Source organism: Burkholderia sp. AcTa6-5 (assembly GCF_017815075.1).
Lineage (GTDB): Bacteria > Pseudomonadota > Gammaproteobacteria > Burkholderiales > Burkholderiaceae > Burkholderia > Burkholderia sola.
This window is the reverse complement of sequence record NZ_JAGIQE010000006.1, coordinates 103,872-118,519: the sequence shown is the minus strand read 5'-3', so window position 1 is coordinate 118,519 and position 14,648 is coordinate 103,872. Positions and strand designations below refer to the sequence as shown.

Annotated in this window: 14 protein-coding genes; 2 read left to right on the top strand and 12 right to left on the bottom strand. The window is 68.4% G+C overall.

What is annotated here, in order from left to right; genetic code table 11:
* Nucleotides 1-16: 16 nt before the first annotated feature.
* Nucleotides 17-1,873 carry a phosphogluconate dehydratase gene (gene edd, locus J8I33_RS10635; RefSeq protein ID WP_050013823.1) on the bottom strand — a complete coding sequence of 619 codons (1,857 nt, stop codon included), beginning with the start codon at nucleotides 1,871-1,873 and terminating at the stop codon, nucleotides 17-19.
* A gap of 294 nt (nucleotides 1,874-2,167) precedes the next feature.
* Here edd and J8I33_RS10630 point away from each other — a divergent pair, with 294 nt between their 5' ends.
* Entirely contained in the window at nucleotides 2,168-3,016 is an 849-nt protein-coding gene (locus tag J8I33_RS10630; RefSeq protein WP_050013824.1) for a MurR/RpiR family transcriptional regulator, read from the top strand.
* Between the two features lie 93 nt (nucleotides 3,017-3,109).
* On the opposite strand, the gene J8I33_RS10625 is transcribed toward J8I33_RS10630, so the two are convergent.
* From J8I33_RS10625 to bamE, 9 genes are all read right to left on the bottom strand, one after another.
* On the bottom strand, nucleotides 3,110-3,532 hold the full coding sequence (locus J8I33_RS10625) for a CopD family protein (protein WP_089488167.1): 423 nt from the start codon (nucleotides 3,530-3,532) through the stop codon (nucleotides 3,110-3,112).
* 23 nt (nucleotides 3,533-3,555) lie between these two features.
* Nucleotides 3,556-4,827, bottom strand: a complete 1,272-nt coding sequence (locus J8I33_RS10620; protein ID WP_124555623.1) for a glutamate-5-semialdehyde dehydrogenase — start codon at nucleotides 4,825-4,827, stop codon at nucleotides 3,556-3,558.
* Between the two features lie 197 nt (nucleotides 4,828-5,024).
* Nucleotides 5,025-6,119 (bottom strand): DNA polymerase III subunit delta, encoded by a 1,095-nt coding sequence (gene holA, locus J8I33_RS10615; protein ID WP_209925756.1) that lies wholly within the window; start codon nucleotides 6,117-6,119, stop codon nucleotides 5,025-5,027.
* A gap of 18 nt (nucleotides 6,120-6,137) precedes the next feature.
* Nucleotides 6,138-6,689, bottom strand: coding sequence for an LPS assembly lipoprotein LptE (gene lptE / locus J8I33_RS10610; RefSeq protein WP_050013828.1), 552 nt, complete (start codon nucleotides 6,687-6,689; stop codon nucleotides 6,138-6,140).
* Nucleotides 6,690-6,727: 38 nt separating this feature from the next.
* Nucleotides 6,728-9,322, bottom strand: a complete 2,595-nt coding sequence (leuS, locus tag J8I33_RS10605) for a leucine--tRNA ligase (RefSeq protein WP_209925753.1) — start codon at nucleotides 9,320-9,322, stop codon at nucleotides 6,728-6,730.
* Nucleotides 9,323-9,576: 254 nt separating this feature from the next.
* On the bottom strand, nucleotides 9,577-10,035 hold the full coding sequence (locus J8I33_RS10600; protein WP_209935398.1) for a biopolymer transporter ExbD: 459 nt from the start codon (nucleotides 10,033-10,035) through the stop codon (nucleotides 9,577-9,579).
* Nucleotides 10,036-10,059: 24 nt separating this feature from the next.
* Nucleotides 10,060-10,728 carry a MotA/TolQ/ExbB proton channel family protein gene (locus J8I33_RS10595; protein WP_209925751.1) on the bottom strand — a complete coding sequence of 223 codons (669 nt, stop codon included), beginning with the start codon at nucleotides 10,726-10,728 and terminating at the stop codon, nucleotides 10,060-10,062.
* 17 nt (nucleotides 10,729-10,745) lie between these two features.
* Nucleotides 10,746-11,543, bottom strand: a complete 798-nt coding sequence (dapB, locus tag J8I33_RS10590) for a 4-hydroxy-tetrahydrodipicolinate reductase (protein WP_124637960.1) — start codon at nucleotides 11,541-11,543, stop codon at nucleotides 10,746-10,748.
* Nucleotides 11,544-11,608: 65 nt separating this feature from the next.
* The gene (gene bamE, locus J8I33_RS10585) at nucleotides 11,609-12,406 is read right to left on the bottom strand and encodes an outer membrane protein assembly factor BamE (protein ID WP_050013833.1); all 798 of its coding nucleotides are present in this window, start codon (nucleotides 12,404-12,406) and stop codon (nucleotides 11,609-11,611) included.
* Nucleotides 12,407-12,547: 141 nt separating this feature from the next.
* On the opposite strand from bamE, the gene fur reads away from it, so the two are divergent.
* Nucleotides 12,548-12,976 carry a ferric iron uptake transcriptional regulator gene (gene fur, locus J8I33_RS10580; RefSeq protein WP_006400349.1) on the top strand — a complete coding sequence of 143 codons (429 nt, stop codon included), beginning with the start codon at nucleotides 12,548-12,550 and terminating at the stop codon, nucleotides 12,974-12,976.
* Nucleotides 12,977-13,067: 91 nt separating this feature from the next.
* On the opposite strand, the gene J8I33_RS10575 is transcribed toward fur, so the two are convergent.
* On the bottom strand, nucleotides 13,068-13,601 hold the full coding sequence (locus J8I33_RS10575; protein WP_050013834.1) for an ureidoglycolate lyase: 534 nt from the start codon (nucleotides 13,599-13,601) through the stop codon (nucleotides 13,068-13,070).
* Between the two features lie 14 nt (nucleotides 13,602-13,615).
* Entirely contained in the window at nucleotides 13,616-14,623 is a 1,008-nt protein-coding gene (gene alc / locus J8I33_RS10570; protein WP_209935390.1) for an allantoicase, read from the bottom strand.
* Between the last annotated feature and the right edge of the window lie 25 nt (nucleotides 14,624-14,648).

Below are 14,648 nucleotides of genomic sequence, written 5' to 3'. Positions count from 1 at the left end.
ATTGGCTCCTAGAAATTCATGCGGCGACGCTGGCGGCCGTTTCGCCGACCAGCGTCCCGAAAACCGATGCGCCCTGCTCGGCCGGCGCGGCCGCCGCGCGAAACACGCCGAACAGTTCGCGGCCGAAGCCGACTTCGTTCTCGGCCTGGTGCTGCGGCTGCGCGACCGGGCGCGCGTGCCATTCGGCGTCGTCGACCTCGATGTCGAGCACGCCGGCTTCCGCGTCGATCACGAGCATGTCGCCCGTCTTCACCTTGCCGATCGGGCCGGCCAGCAGCGCTTCCGGCGACACGTGGATCACGGCCGGCACCTTGCCCGACGCGCCCGACATGCGGCCGTCGGTGACCAGCGCGACGTGGAAGCCCTGATCCTGCAGCACGCCGAGCAGCGGCGTCAAACGGTGCAGTTCGGGCATGCCGTTCGCGCGCGCGCCCTGGAAGCGCACCACCGCGACGAAGTCGCGCTTCAGCTCGCCGCGATCGAACGCGGCCTGCACGGCTTCCTGCGAGTCGAACACGATCGCCGGCGCCTTCACCTTGCGGTGCTCGGGCGCGACCGCCGAGATCTTGATCACGCCGCGGCCGAGCCGGCCCTGCATCAGGCGCAGGCCGCCGTCCGGCTGGAACGGGTCGCGAATGCCGCGCAGCACCTTCGTGTCGTGGCTCTCGGCCGCGCCGTCGACCCACGTCAGCTTGCCGTCGATCAGCTTCGGCTCCTTCGTGTAGTGCGCAAGCCCCTTGCCGGCGACCGTCGTCACGTCCTCGTGCAGCAGCCCGCCTTCGAGCAGGTTGCGCACCAGGAACGCGACACCGCCCGCCGCGTGGAAATGGTTCACGTCGGCCTTGCCGTTCGGGTAGATCTTCGCGAGCAGCGGCACGACTGCCGACAGCTCGTCGAAGTCGTTCCAGTCGATCAGGATGCCGGCCGCGCGCGCGATCGCGACGAGGTGCAGCGTGTGGTTGGTCGAGCCGCCCGTCGCGAGCAGCGCGACGATCCCGTTGACGATCGCCTTTTCGTCGATCACATGGCCGATCGGCGTGTACTGGCCGCGCTCGACGGTCAGGTCGAGCACGCGGCGCGCGGCCTCGGCCGTCAGCGCGGTGCGCAGCGGCGTGTGCGGATGAACGAATGCCGAGCCCGGCAGGTGCAGCCCCATCAGCTCCATCAGCATCTGGTTGCTGTTCGCGGTGCCGTAGAACGTGCAGGTGCCGTGGCCGTGATACGCGGCCGATTCGGCTTCGAGCAGCGCGTCGCGGCCGACCTGGCCGGTCGCGAACTGCTGGCGGATCTTCGCCTTGTCGTCGTTCGACAGGCCGCTCGTCATCGGGCCGGCCGGCACGAAGATCGTCGGCAGATGGCCGAACTGCAGCGCGCCGATCAAGAGGCCCGGCACGATCTTGTCGCAGATGCCGAGGCAGAGCGCGGCATCGAACATGTTGTGCGTGAGCGCGATCGCCGTGCCCATCGCGATCGCCTCGCGCGAGAACAGCGACAGCTCCATCCCCGGGTTGCCCTGCGTGACGCCGTCGCACATCGCCGGCACGCCGCCCGCGAACTGCGCGACCCCGCCGTTCTCGCGCGCGGCCGCCTTGATGATCTCGGGGAAATCCTTGTACGGCGCGTGCGCGGACAGCATCTCGTTGTACGAGGACACGATGCCGATGTTCGGCTCGCGAATCGCCTTGATCGAGAACTTGTCGTTACCCTCGAGGCCCGCGAAGCCGTGCGCGAGGTTCGCGCACGACAGCGCGCCGCGTGCCGGGAACTTGCCTTGCGCGCCGTCGATGCGCTGCAGATAGGCGGAACGGGTCGATTGGCTGCGGGCGATCACGCGTTCGGTGACCTTCGCCAGAGTGGGGTGCAGCGACGTCATGCTGGGCGCTCCTGTATGCCGGCCGACACCGGCGGTTGGAATCGTGGGGACGGTCGAGCTTCGTCGATCGAACGAAGCAAGTCTAGTAGAAAAACTACAAGCACGCAATGCGGATCGGTTGGCTCGCAACCCTTATTCCCGCCACCAGCAAGGCTTTAATCAGTGAAAACCCTAATTCCCACTGCTGGACTCGCACCCAAACCGTTGCAATTACGCTAGTATTTTTATGTAGATTTTCTACAATTGGAGTGCGATACACTCGCTCATCCGAACCCGATTTCCACGTGTCGTCCCATGCTGCCTCGCATTGAAGCGATCCGCGCCGAGTTGCGCCCGTCCGAGCGCAAGCTCGCCGACTACATCCTCGCCGCGCCGCGCGAGGTGCTCGACCTCGCGATGACCGAGCTGTCGACCCGCGCGGGCGTCAGCCAGCCGACCATCGCGCGCTTCTGCCAGGCGCTCGGCTGCAGCGGCTTCCGCGAATTCAAGATCCGGCTCGCGCAGAGCGTCGCGCCGGGCGTGTCGTCGGTGTACCGCGACGTCGAGCCCGACGAGCCGGCGCCCGGCATCATCGGCAAGGTGTTTGACCGCACGATCGGCGCGCTGATCGAGGTGCGCAACAGCCTGTCGGCGGGCAGCGTCGCCGACGCGATCGCGCTGCTGTCGAACGCGTCGCGCATCGAGTTCTACGGCGCCGGCGGCTCGGGCATCGCCGCGCAGGACATCCAGCACAAGTTCTTCCGGCTCGGCGTGCCGAGCGTCGCGTATTCGGACCCGCACACGTTCTCGATGTCGTCGGCGCTGCTCGGCCCGCACGACGTCGTCGTCGCGATCTCGAACACCGGCCGCACGCGCGACATCGTCGACGCCGCGCGCTCCGCGCTCGCATGCGGCGCGAAAGTCGTCGCGATCACGCAGAGCCATTCGCCGCTCGCGAAGCTCGCGACGGTCAGCCTCGCGTCGAACGTCGCCGAGGAAACGGACGTGTTCTCGCCGATGACGTCGCGGATGTCACATCTCGCGATCGGCGACATCCTCGCGGTCGGCGTCGCGCTGTCGCGCGGGCCTGCGCTGATGGAGCGCGTCGGCCGCGCGAAGGAAGCGATCACGCGACGCCGGATCGACGACCCGACGAAGGACTAGTCGTCGCGGAACGCCGAGCGTAAACGAACGACGGCGCCCCGAGGGGCGCCGTTGCGCATGATTCGGCGGCGACGGACCCGCCGGCCGCGCCGCTCAGAACGGTTTGATCACGACCAGCGCGACCGCCGCGAGCATGCCGAGCACCGGCAGCTCGTTGAACACGCGATACCACCTGTCGGTGCGGCGGTTCTCGCCTCGCTCGAACACTTTCAGCAGATGCCCGCAATACGCGTGATAGACGATCAGCAGCAACACGACCGTCACCTTCGCATGGATCCAGCCCTGCCCCTGGCCGATGCCGATCACGAGCCACAGCCACAGCCCGCACGCGAGCGCCGGCACCGCGATCATCGTCATGAAGCGGAACAGCTTGCGCGCCATCAGCAGCAGGCGCCGCACCGCGGCCGGATCGGTCTCCATGGCCAGGTTCACGTAGATGCGCGGCAGGTAGAACAGCCCCGCGAACCACGCGGCGATCAGAACGATATGGAACGTCTTGACCCAGAGCATTGCCATCGATTGTGCGCCTCGCGGTTGACTTACTGACGACCTTCGCCGTGCCCGAGCACGACGTACTTCAGCGACGTCAGCCCTTCCAGGCCGACGGGGCCGCGTGCGTGCAGCTTGTCGTTCGAGATGCCGATTTCCGCACCGAGGCCGAATTCGAAACCGTCCGCGAAGCGTGTCGACGCGTTGACCATCACGCTCGCCGAATCGACTTCGCGCAGGAAGCGCATCGCGCGGTCGTGATCCTCGGTGACGATCGCATCCGTGTGATGCGAGCCGTAATGGTTGATGTGCTCGATCGCGGCGTCGAGCCCGTCGACGACCTTGATCGCAAGCACCGGCGCCAGATATTCGGTGTGCCAGTCTTCTTCGGTCGCGTCGACGAGCGGGCCGACGCCCGCATCGGCGAGCACCGCGCGCGCGGCCGCGTCGACGCGCAGTTCGACCTGCTTGTCGCGATACAGCTTGCCGAGCGGCGGCAGCAGCTTCGCGGCGATGCCGCTCGACACGAGCAGCGTCTCCATCGTGTTGCAGGTGCCGTAGCGGTGCGTCTTCGCGTTGTCGCAGACGGTCAGCGCCTTGTCGAGATCGGCGCGATCGTCGACGTACACGTGGCAGATGCCGTCGAGGTGCTTGATCATCGGCACGCGTGCCTCGTTGATCAGCCGTTCGATCAGGCTCTTGCCGCCGCGCGGCACGATCACGTCGACGAATTCGGTCATCGTGATCAGCTTGCCGACCGCCGCGCGATCGGCCGTCGCGACGACCTGCACCGCGTCCTGTGGGAGGCCTGCCGCCTCGAGCCCTTCGCCGATCAGCTTCGCGAGCGCCGCGTTCGACTCGAGCGCTTCGGAGCCGCCGCGCAGGATCGTCGCGTTGCCCGACTTCAGGCACAGCGCGGCCGCGTCGATCGTCACGTTCGGGCGCGATTCGTAGATGATGCCGATCACGCCGAGCGGCACGCGCATCTGGCCGACCTGGATCCCGCTCGGGCGGAACTTCAGGTTGCCGATCTCGCCGATCGGATCGGCCAGCGACGCAACCTGACGCAGCCCTTCGACCATCGTGTTCAACGCCTTGTCCGACAGCGTCAGGCGGTCGACGAACGCCGCATCGAGCCCCTTTTCACGGGCGCGGGCGACGTCGCGTGCATTCGCGTCCTTCAGCGCCTGCGCGTCGCGTTCGATCGCGCGGGCCACGGCGTCGAGCGCCGCGTTCTTCGCGGCCGTGCTGGCGCGCGCCATCGCGCGGGAGGCGTGCCGGGCGCGACGGCCCAGGTCGGTCATGTACTGATCGATATCCATCGTGTGACTCGAGAAGCGAGCCGCGCGGAGCGGCATGAATTCGTGGGGGAAGCGGGGACGGCCATGCGGAGACGGCTATCCGGGACGACCATCCGGGCGGGGTAACGGCCGCAAGACCGCGCCGCGCAGGGCGGCGCCCCGGTCATCGAAGCATTGTAAGCGGGTTGCGCAGCGCGCGCTGAAGGCCCGAACGGGACTTAGCGTCGCACGCGACCCGCGGTCGGCGGTCGCTCGCCGCGCTCGCCCGCGACCGTCATCGCGAGCTGGAACAGCCCGTCCCACGGGTCGGGCGGCGGTTCGTCCTGCGTGCGGCGGCCCGGCGTGACAGCCGTGAGCCCCTTGACCTGCCGGTCGAGCTTCGCGGCAAACGCGAGCGCCTTTTCGAGCACCGCTTCCGACACGCGGTTCAGCGCGGGCGCGATCAGCCGCTCGCGCGGCCCCCACACGCGGTTCTCGCGCAACAGCGTCGCGAGCGGCTTGCCGGCCGTCGTGCCGCGCTTGATCCGCAGCAGCGTGCGCAGTTCCTCAACGACGGCCCACATCACGAGCACGATCGCCTCGCCCTCGCCCTTCAGCCCGTCGATCATCCGCGCGAGCCGCGCGGCGTCGCCGGCGAGCATCGCTTCGTTGAGCTTGAACACATCGTAGCGCGCGACGTTCAACACCGCGTCGTGCACCTGCTCGAACGACAGCGCGCCTTGCGGATACAGCAGCCCGAGCTTCTGGATTTCCTGGTGCGCGGCGAGCAGGTTGCCCTCGACGCGCTCCGCGATGAACTGCAGCGCGCGGCGCCCGTCGTCGCCGGACGCGACGCGCTGGCCCTGCATCGACAGGCGCTGGCCGATCCAGTTCGGCAGTTGCGCGCGGTCGACCGGATCGATCTTCAGCGCGACGCCGCCGTTCTGCAGCGCGGTAAACCACGCGGATTTCTGCGTGGCCGCGTCGAGGCGCGGCAACGTGACGAGCATCAGCGCATCGGGATTGGGCGTGGCCGCGAGCATCTTCAGCGCATCGGCGCCTTCCTTGCCGGGCTTGCCCGACGGAATGCGCAGCTCGATCAGCTGGCGCTCGCCGAACAGCGACATTGCCTGGGTCGCGCCGAGCAGCACGCTCCAGTCGAAGCCGCGCTCGACCGTATGCACCGAACGCTCGGTGAAGCCGGCCGCGCGCGCGGCCGCACGAATGCGGTCGCACGCTTCCTGCGCGAGCAGCGGCTCGTCGCCGTAGACGGTATAGAGCCCGGCCAACCCCTTCGCGAGGTGCGGCTCCAGCGCATCAAGTCGCAATTGCATCGCTGCGTGCGCCCGCGATCAGAGCGGCGGCGGCGGCAGCGGCGCGCGCGGCGCCACGCCCGGCACCACGTCCTCCGGCGCCGGCGTCAGCGAATGGACGATCGCGAGACGCCGCATCAGCTGGTCGACCGCGTCGTTCTGCATGTCGCCGTACAGGATGTCGGCTTCCTGCGCCTTCGCGTTCGTGTACTGGTCGCTGTACGTCATCGCGCGGTTCAGCGCGATCGCGCTCGGCGGGATCAGCACGGTGCCGTCCTTGCTCGTCAGCGTGTAGTTCAGCGTGTAGAACAGCGCGTATTCCTGCGCGGAGCCGTACTTGTTGAGCGTCAGCGTGTTCTGGCCACGCGACTCCCACATGCGCAGCACGGCGTCGGCGTCGTCCGGCGACTTGACGATCTTCGTGTCGCTGCCGGCCTCGACGAGGCGCGTGAGCCGCGCCCCGACGGACGCCGGCGCACCGGCCACGAACAGGTGCTTGAACGCGTAGTCCTGCTGGCCGCGCAACTGGAAGCCGCATGCCGACAGCACGACCGCGCTGCCGACGAGCATCAAAAACGATCTGCGGATCACCTTCGCTCCTTCTGGGTACGTCCGACGGCCGGCGGCCGTCAGACGACGATGTTCACGAGGCGGCCCGGCACGACGACGATCTTCTTCGCCGGCTTGCCGTCGCTGAATTTCGCGAATGCCTCGTCGGCCACCGCCGCTGCTTCGATCGCGTCGCGGCTCGCGTCCTTCGCGACCTTCAGCGCGCCGCGCACCTTGCCGTTCACCTGCAGCACGAGTTCGATCTCGGCCTGCTCGAGTGCGGCCTCGTCGACCTTCGGCCACGGTGCATCGAGCAGCGGGCCGAATTCGTCCGCGTAGCCGAGCGCCTTCCACAGCTCGAACGTGACGTGCGGCACGACCGGGTACAACACGCGCAGCAGCACGCCGTACGTCTCGCGCAGCACGGCGGGCGTCGCGCCCTTCGCGCCGTCGATCGCGTTCAGCATCTTCATCGCGGCCGACACGACCGTGTTGTACTGCAGGCGCTGGTAGTCGAAGTCGGCCTGCTTCAGCACGCTGTAGATCTCGCGGCGCAGCGCCTTGTCGGCGTCGCCGAGCGTCGCCGCGTCGAAACCGGCGCGGGCGGCAAGCGCTTCACGATTGCCGGCGCCGAAGCTCCACACGCGGCGCAGGAAGCGGCTGGCGCCTTCAACGCCCGCGCCCGACCACTCGAGCTGCTGCTCCGGCGGCGCGGCGAACATCGTGAACAGGCGCGCGGTATCGGCGCCGTACTGGTCGATCAGCAGCTGCGGATCGACGCCGTTGTTCTTCGACTTCGACATCTTCTCGATGCCGCCGAGCACGACCGGCTGACCGTCCGCATTCAGCGTCGCGCCGACCGGGCGACCCTTGTCGTCGTGCGTGACCGTCACGTCGAGCGGGTTGTACCAGGTCTTCTTGCCCGCCGCGTCCTCGCGGTAGTACGTCTCGTTCAGCACCATCCCCTGCGTGAGGAGGTTCTTCGCCGGCTCGCCGAACTTCACGAGGCCGAGATCGCGCATCACCTTGGTCCAGAAGCGCGAATACAGCAGGTGCAGGATCGCGTGCTCGATGCCGCCGATGTATTGATCCATCGGCATCCAGTAATCGGTGCGCGCGTCGACCATCGTCTCGGCGTCCGGCGCCGTGTAGCGCGAGAAGTACCACGACGAATCGACGAAGGTATCCATCGTGTCGGTTTCGCGCTTCGCGGCCGCGCCGCACTTCGGGCACGTGCAGTTCAGGAACGCTTCGGACTTCGCGAGCGGGTTGCCCGAGCCGTCCGGCACGAGGTCTTCCGGCAGCACGACGGGCAGGTCCTGCTCCGGCACCGGCACGTCGCCGCACGACGGGCAGTGGATGATCGGGATCGGCGTGCCCCAGTAGCGCTGGCGCGACACGCCCCAGTCGCGCAGGCGCCACGTGACCTGCTTGTCGCCGAAGCCGCCGGCGTTCAGGTCGGCCGCGACCGCGTCGACCGCGTCCGCGTAGCGCAGGCCGTCGTACTTGCCGCTGTTCACGCAGACCGCGGTGTCCTTGTCGCCGTACCACTCCTGCCATGCGTCGAGCGAGTACGTCTGCCCTTCGCTCGCGATCACCTGCCTGATCGGCAAATCGTATTTCTTCGCGAACGCGAAATCGCGCTCGTCGTGGCCCGGCACGCCCATCACCGCGCCTTCGCCATAGCTCATCAGCACGTAGTTGCCGATCCACACCTCGACCGGCTCGCCGGTCAGCGGGTGCTTGACCGAGAAACCGGTCGCAACGCCCTTCTTCTCCATCGTCGCGACGTCGGCTTCGGCCACGCCGCCGCGCTTGCATTCCTCGATGAACGCGAGCAGTTCCGGCTTGTCCTGCGCGAGGCGCGTGGCGAGCGGGTGCTCGGCCGCGATCGCGCAGAACGTGACGCCCATGATCGTGTCGGCGCGCGTCGTGAACACGCGCAGCAGCTTCTGCTCGCCGTCGAGTTCGTACGGGAAACCGAAGTTCACGCCGAAGCTCTTGCCGATCCAGTTCTGCTGCATGATCTTCACGCGCTCGGGCCAGCCGAGGCCGTCGAGATCGTTCAGCAGCTCATCCGCGTACTGCGTGATGCGCAGGTAGTACATCGGGATCTCGCGCTTCTCGACGAGCGCGCCCGAGCGCCAGCCGCGGCCGTCGATCACCTGCTCGTTCGCGAGCACGGTCTGGTCGACCGGGTCCCAGTTCACGGTGCCCGTCTTCTTGTACGCGATGCCCTTCTCGAGCATCTTCAGGAACAGCCACTGGTTCCACTTGTAGTACTCGGGCTTGCACGTCGCGATTTCGCGCGACCAGTCGATCGCGAGGCCCATCGACTGCATCTGGCCCTTCATGTAGTCGATGTTGTCGTAGGTCCACTTCGCGGGCGGCACGCCGTTCGCCATCGCGGCGTTCTCGGCCGGCATCCCGAACGCATCCCAGCCCATCGGCATCAGCGTGTTGTAGCCGTTCATCCGCAGATAGCGGTACATCACGTCGTTGATCGTGTAGTTGCGCACGTGACCCATGTGCAGCTTGCCGGACGGGTACGGCAGCATCGACACGCAGTAGAACTTCGGCTTCTGCGAATCTTCCTTCGTCTTGTAGGCATCGGCTGCGCGCCAGTCGCCCTGGGCGGCGGCTTCGACGTCGGCGGGTACGTATCTCTCGTGCATGGTGTGGTTCGGGCTAGGCTTTAAGCGGCGCGACGGCTCGCGCGCAGGATTGGATCGAAAATCGTGCGTACCCGGCGCGGGAACGGGCTGACCGGTTCCGGGCCGGGAAAAACGTCGATTATACCGCCCGGGCGGGCCCGCACGGCCGGTCTCGCGGGCTAGGGCCTGTTCACGCTAATAACGGGCTTGCGCTGGCCCCGCGAATGAATTTTTCCAAACAGGGGAACGTGCCTTTGCGCCCGCAGGGCGGCGTATCAGGGTTTCGCGCCCGCGGCGGCCGGCGGGGCGGCGCTCCCGGCCGGCGGCACGTCGGTCACGAAGCCGATCCGCGTGAGGCCCGCGGCCTGCGCGGCGCCCATCACCTGCGCGATCACGTCGTAGCGCGTCGCGCGCGACGCGCGCAGCCGCAACTCGGGCGGCGCGGCGCCCGCGGCGGCGACCCGGAACCGCGCGGGCAGCGCGTCGAGCGCCACGGGCGCGTCGTCCCAGTAGAGCTTGCCCGCGTCGTCGATCGACAGCGTGACGGATTGCGGCGTGTCGCGCGCGACGCTCGCCGCGACCTTCGGCAGGTCGAGCCGGATCGCGTGCGTCATCAGCGGCGCGGTGATGATGAAGATGACGAGCAGCACGAGCATCACGTCGATCAGCGGCGTCATGTTGATCTCCGCCATCGGCGCGGACGTCTTGTGGTGCTCGAGCCCGCCGAATGCCATGGTCGTTCCTCCGGAGCCGGCGCGTCAGGCGCCCTGCGCGCACACGAATACGTGCAGATCGCGCGCGAAGCCGTCGAGTTCCTCGGCGAGCTGCCGGACGAGCCGGCCGAGGATGTTGTACGCGAGCACCGCGGGAATCGCGACGACCAGCCCGAACGCGGTCATGATCAGCGCCTCGCCGACCGGCCCAGCGACGTTCTCGATCTGCGCCTGCCCGCTCGCGGCGATGCTGCCGAGCGCGTGATAGATGCCCCACACGGTGCCGAGCAGCCCGACGAACGGGGCGGTGCTGCCGATCGACGCGAGCAGCACCTGGCCGAATTCGAGGCGCCGCTGCGAGCGCAGCATCGCATGACGCAACGCGCGCAGCACGCGTTCGCCGCGCTCGACGCGCGCGGCCAGCGCGGCCGGGTCGTGGTCGTCGGCCGCGTCGCGCGCGGCTTCGGCGAGCGGCACGAACACGCGCTCGCGATCGGCGCCGGCCAGCGCGGCGATGCCGGCATCGAGCGATGGCGCGCGCCAGAACGCGGCGAGCGCGCGCGGCCCCTGCCGCTTCGCGCGGACCAGGAGCCAGGTTTTCATCAAGAGGAAGCACCAGCTGGCGACGGACATCGCCAGCAGCACATAGGAGACGGCGTGCGTGATCGCATCGCCGCTTTCGAGGTAGTGGACAACGCCGGTGGGAATCGCCATCGGAGTTTCCTCGCGGGTCAGCGCAGGCCGAGCACGTCCTGCATGTCGAACAGGCCGGCGTCGCGCGCCGACAGGAAGCGGACCGCACGCAACGCGCCCTGCGCGTACGACACGCGGCTCGACGACTTGTGCGTGATCTCGATGCGCTCGCCGATCCCGGCGAACAGCACGGTGTGGTCGCCGACGATGTCGCCGCCGCGCACCGCGGCAAAGCCGATCGACGACGGATCGCGTTCGCCGGTCACGCCGTGGCGGCCGTACACCGCGCAGTCGTCGAGCGAGCGGCCGAGCGCGCCGGCGACGGCCTCGCCCATCATCAGCGCGGTGCCCGACGGCGCATCGACCTTGTGGCGGTGATGCGCTTCGATGATCTCGATGTCGTAGCCGTGCGAGAAATGCTGCGCCGCGAATTCGAGCAGCTTCAGCGTGACGTTCACGCCGACGCTCATGTTCGCCGCGAACACGATGCCGATCTTGCCCGCCGCGGCCTGCAACTCGGCCTTCTGCTCGGCGGTGAAGCCGGTCGTGCCGATCACGAGCTTCACGTCGTGGCGCAACGCGGCCTCGATGTGGGCCATCGTGCCTTCCGGACGCGTGAAATCGATCAGATAGTCGGCCTGTGCGAACACGGCGTCGAGGTCGTCGGTCAGCTTGACGCCGGTGTCCTTGCCGACGAACGCACCGGCGTCCTGGCCGAGGAACGGCGAACCGGCGCGGTCGAGCGCGCCGACGAGCTGCGCGTCGGCATCGTTGAGAACGGCTTCGATCAGCATCCGGCCCATTCGGCCCGATGCGCCGGCAATCGCAATCTTCATGGCTTTCTACACGACAGGTCTAAAGGCGGGCGGCGCATGCCGCCCCGTTTCCGCAGGCCGGCCGCTTACTGCGCCGGGGCGGTGAGCGGCTGGTTCTGCAGGTTGTCCGAGCCTTGCGGGCCGACCGGCGGCGCCGCTTCGTTCGTCGCGTTCGGCTGCGGCGGACGATGGAACTGGAACTGCGGCTGGATCGCCGGCGCGGCGCCCGGCGGCTGGCCGCCCGGCACCGGCGCGCCGCCCGAGGCCTGCGCGGCCGGCGTGAACCGGCGCGACCCCGAACCCTGCCCCGACACCTGGTTGGTCGCACGGTTCGCCGCGCGCGCCGCCTGGGCGTTCGCATCCTGGTCGACCACCGCGCCGGGCGCCGGCTCGGTAGCCGGGCTCGCGGCAGCGGCAGCCTGCGCGGCGCTCGCGGCCGCAGCGGCTTCGGACGCCTTCTTCGCCGCGGCAGCGGCCTTCGCCTTCTTGCCGCCGCGGTCGCCGTCGATGTCGGCCAGCAGGTCGAGCTCGGACGGCAGGTTGTCGGCGCCGGTCCAGCTGGCGACGCGATCGCCCGCGAAGGTCACCACGAGGTCGCGCTGCTGGACGATCGACGTCGAGCCGCGCTTGAAGTAGAAGAGGTAATCCCAGCGATCCGCGTGGAACATGTCCGCGAGCAGCGGCGTGCCGAGCAGCGCGCGGACTTGCTCGCGCGTCATGCCGACCTGCAACTGGGCGGCCTTCTCCTGCGACACGAAGTTGCCCTGCACGACGGTGATCCGATACGGCGTGATGCTCTGCGCGATGCGCTGCGTCACGCTGTCGTACGACGAACAACCCGCCAGCGCGACGACGGCGGCGGCAGCGATGATGGCACTCCGCATGCGACTCCTCTGAAAGTGCGAAAGCGATTCTGGGATCATTTCCTTCACCGTGCTGGCCCGCGTGCAGGCCGCGCGTATATCTGGAACGGCGAAAAGCCGGTAACATTGAAGCCCTGCATTGTACTCTAGGGATGCCTAGCCATGACCAATCCGACGGATCTCAAGAATATCGGGCTAAAGGCCACCCTACCGCGCCTCAAGATTCTCGAGATCTTCCAGCAGAGCCCCGTGCGCCACCTGACGGCCGAAGACGTCTACCGCAACCTGCTCAACGAGCAGCTCGACATCGGGCTCGCCACCGTCTATCGCGTGCTCACGCAGTTCGAGCAGGCCGGCCTGCTGTCGCGCAGCAACTTCGAGTCCGGCAAGGCGGTGTTCGAGCTGAACGAAGGTTCGCACCACGACCACCTCGTGTGCCTCGATTGCGGCCGCGTCGAGGAATTCTTCGACGCCGAGATCGAGAGCCGCCAGCAGGCAATCGCGAAGGAGCGCGGCTTCCGGCTCCAGGAGCACTCGCTCGCGATGTACGGTTCGTGCACGACCGAGAACTGCCCGCACCGCAAGCACTGAATCGCGCCACCCGCACACGGCACGGCCCGGCCGGCATCTCGCCACCCGGGCCGTGTGCTTTTTCGGCGCGCGTGCCGCGCGCCCGGCATGCTTACGAAAGCCCTTCGGCGCGCGCGCAGGCCGGCTCGAAATCGAGCGCCCACGCGCGTTCCAGCGGGATCTCGTCGCAGTTCGGCTGCGGGCCGCCACGATCGACGATCACGAAATCGCTGACCGCATCGAGCGCGAGCAGCGGATGGTGCCAGACGCCCTTCGCATAATTGACGCCCTGCCAGCCCTCGGCCAGGAACGCGCGCATCGCGTCGGGCCGGAATTCGCCGGCCGGCGCGACGACGATCGCGTAGCGCGACACCGCCGCGAGCGGGATGAATGCCTGGCTGCCGTGCGGGTGGCGCTCCATCAGCGTGACCGCGACCGGCAGCGCGCGCGGCTGCGCACGAAACACGCTGACGAGCGGCCGGCCGCCGTCCGCGCACACGTCGATCGTCGCGAGATCGTGAAAGCGCTCGGTCGTGCCGCCGTTGATCGGGAAATGCCGCGCGCCTTCGAGCGCGATCACGTCGCCGAACGGCGCGAACGCTTCGCGGGTCAGGCGCTCGACGCGCAGGATCGGAGTTCCGCTCATGCCGCTGCCCTCCTTCAAGCCGGCTCGCCCCACAGACGCAGGCGCGACACGCCGCCGTCCGGGAAGATGTTGAACCGCACGTGCGTGACGGGGCCGAGTGCCGCGAGCTGATCGAACGTGTGCACGTGGTCCATCTGCAGCTTCTGCTCGCCGAGCAGTTCGGCCCAGAACATCGCCTGCGTGACGAGCGAATCGTCGGTGCCGCCCGTCACCTGCGCGGCCTGCAGCGAGCAGCGGTCGGGGAAATTGCCCTTGAAGAACGCCGTGTCGACCTCGACGCGCCGGATGATGCCCGGCCGCGCGAGCGCGACGATCGCCCAGTCGTTGCCCGGCTCGCGGCGGCGCCGCGTTTCCCAGCCGTCGCCCATGTTCGCGCCGCGCCCCGGCATCAGCATCTGCGAGGCCGGGCCGAAGTGCTGGTTGTTCGCGGCCACCAGATAGCCGCCGTTCTCGATCGCCGCGAGATCGACGAGCTCGCCCGCCGGCACGTGGCGCCAGTCGCGCTGCGGCTGGCCGTACACGCGCAGCCGCGCGAGCCCGCCGTCCGGATACAGGTTCACACGCAGGTGCGTGACCGGCCGCGCATCGTCGACGCTCACGTAGTGATGCGAATTGCCCTGCAGCGTCGTCGCGGGGACGATCGTGCGCCACTCGGCGTCGTCCGGCGGCGTGTCGCCGTCCACCGCGCACGCGTCGATCGACGCGGCCGGCGGGAAGTTGCCGGTGAAGTGGCTCGTATCGAGATCGACGCCATAAATCACGCCCGGCCGCGCGAGACGCACCACGCAGAAGTCGTGGCCGGTCGTACGCTTGCGGCGCGTTTCCCAGCCGTCCATCCACTTGCCGTGGTCGTCGTACTTGCCGGGAATGAACACGGCCGGCTCGGGATCGAGCATCCGCTCCTTCGGCGCGAAGAATTCGTCGCTGGCGAAGAGCGCCTGCGCGCCCAGGCGCGGGTCGGCGAGGTTCATGTAGCGCCGCGTGAAAGCCGGCGCGTTCGGATCGAGGATGGGGGCTGCCATGTCGTCTCCATTATGTTGAGAGGCG

What these genes read in the sequence shown, in the direction of transcription:
- edd (WP_050013823.1), bottom strand. Translation starts at nt 1,873, where the DNA reads ATGACGTCGCTGCACCCCACTCTGGCGAAGGTCACCGAACGCGTGATC.
- J8I33_RS10630 (WP_050013824.1), top strand. Translation starts at nt 2,168, where the DNA reads ATGCTGCCTCGCATTGAAGCGATCCGCGCCGAGTTGCGCCCGTCCGAG.
- J8I33_RS10625 (WP_089488167.1), bottom strand. Translation starts at nt 3,532, where the DNA reads ATGGCAATGCTCTGGGTCAAGACGTTCCATATCGTTCTGATCGCCGCG.
- J8I33_RS10620 (WP_124555623.1), bottom strand. Translation starts at nt 4,827, where the DNA reads ATGGATATCGATCAGTACATGACCGACCTGGGCCGTCGCGCCCGGCAC.
- holA (WP_209925756.1), bottom strand. Translation starts at nt 6,119, where the DNA reads ATGCAATTGCGACTTGATGCGCTGGAGCCGCACCTCGCGAAGGGGTTG.
- leuS (WP_209925753.1), bottom strand. Translation starts at nt 9,322, where the DNA reads ATGCACGAGAGATACGTACCCGCCGACGTCGAAGCCGCCGCCCAGGGC.
- J8I33_RS10600 (WP_209935398.1), bottom strand. Translation starts at nt 10,035, where the DNA reads ATGGCATTCGGCGGGCTCGAGCACCACAAGACGTCCGCGCCGATGGCG.
- J8I33_RS10595 (WP_209925751.1), bottom strand. Translation starts at nt 10,728, where the DNA reads ATGGCGATTCCCACCGGCGTTGTCCACTACCTCGAAAGCGGCGATGCG.
- dapB (WP_124637960.1), bottom strand. Translation starts at nt 11,543, where the DNA reads ATGAAGATTGCGATTGCCGGCGCATCGGGCCGAATGGGCCGGATGCTG.
- bamE (WP_050013833.1), bottom strand. Translation starts at nt 12,406, where the DNA reads ATGCGGAGTGCCATCATCGCTGCCGCCGCCGTCGTCGCGCTGGCGGGT.
- fur (WP_006400349.1), top strand. Translation starts at nt 12,548, where the DNA reads ATGACCAATCCGACGGATCTCAAGAATATCGGGCTAAAGGCCACCCTA.
- J8I33_RS10575 (WP_050013834.1), bottom strand. Translation starts at nt 13,601, where the DNA reads ATGAGCGGAACTCCGATCCTGCGCGTCGAGCGCCTGACCCGCGAAGCG.
- alc (WP_209935390.1), bottom strand. Translation starts at nt 14,623, where the DNA reads ATGGCAGCCCCCATCCTCGATCCGAACGCGCCGGCTTTCACGCGGCGC.